This window comes from Bifidobacterium pullorum subsp. saeculare (genome assembly GCF_016899725.1).
GTDB classification, from domain to species: Bacteria; Actinomycetota; Actinomycetes; order Actinomycetales; family Bifidobacteriaceae; genus Bifidobacterium; species Bifidobacterium pullorum_C.
The window spans coordinates 1-492 of the sequence record NZ_JACLYU010000139.1 but is presented as its reverse complement, the minus strand read 5'-3'; the positions used below and the strand labels follow the sequence as shown (position 1 = coordinate 492).

Here is a 492-nt window from a genome sequence, read left to right as displayed (position 1 = left end):
GGTGATGGGCTTGTCCGACCACGTGGTGGTGCTCGACTACGGGCGCAAGGTCGGCGACGGCACGCCGGCCCAAGTACAGGCCAATCCCGAGGTGATCGCCGCTTATCTGGGAGTCGTAAACTGATGACCTTCTTCTTCGAAACCCTGCTCGGCGGCCTGCTGGCCGGCACCCTGTATTCGCTGGTCGCGATCGGTTTCGTGCTGATCTACAAAGCCAGCGGCGTGTTCAATTTCGCCCAGGGCTCGATGCTGCTGTTCGCCGCGCTGACCTTTGTCAGCCTGCATGACCAGGGCGTGCCGTTTGCCCTGGCATTGCTGCTCACGGCGCTGGTGATGAGCGTCGGCGCCTTGCTGATCGAGCGCCTGGTGCTGCGGCCGCTGGTGAACCGTTCGCCGATCACGTTGTTCATGGCGACCCTGGGGCTGTCTTTCATCATCGAAGGCCTGGCCCAAGGCTTGATGGGGTCGCAAGTACGCGCCCTGGACCTGGGC

2 protein-coding genes are annotated in these 492 nt (G+C 63.4%); both read left to right on the top strand.

The window, feature by feature from the left end; translation table 11 throughout:
- Positions 1-4: 4 nt before the first annotated feature.
- Complete coding sequence (locus tag H7U32_RS11045) at positions 5-124, top strand: hypothetical protein (protein ID WP_306452368.1); 120 nt, start codon at positions 5-7, stop codon at positions 122-124.
- A partial coding sequence (locus H7U32_RS09845; RefSeq protein WP_440201458.1) for an ABC transporter permease subunit occupies positions 124-492 on the top strand: 369 nt, incomplete at its 3' end. The genes H7U32_RS11045 and H7U32_RS09845, both read left to right, overlap by 1 nt.

Excerpts from the sequence above, each read along its gene's own strand:
- H7U32_RS11045 (WP_306452368.1), top strand. The coding sequence starts at position 5 with ATGGGCTTGTCCGACCACGTGGTGGTGCTCGACTACGGGCGCAAGGTC.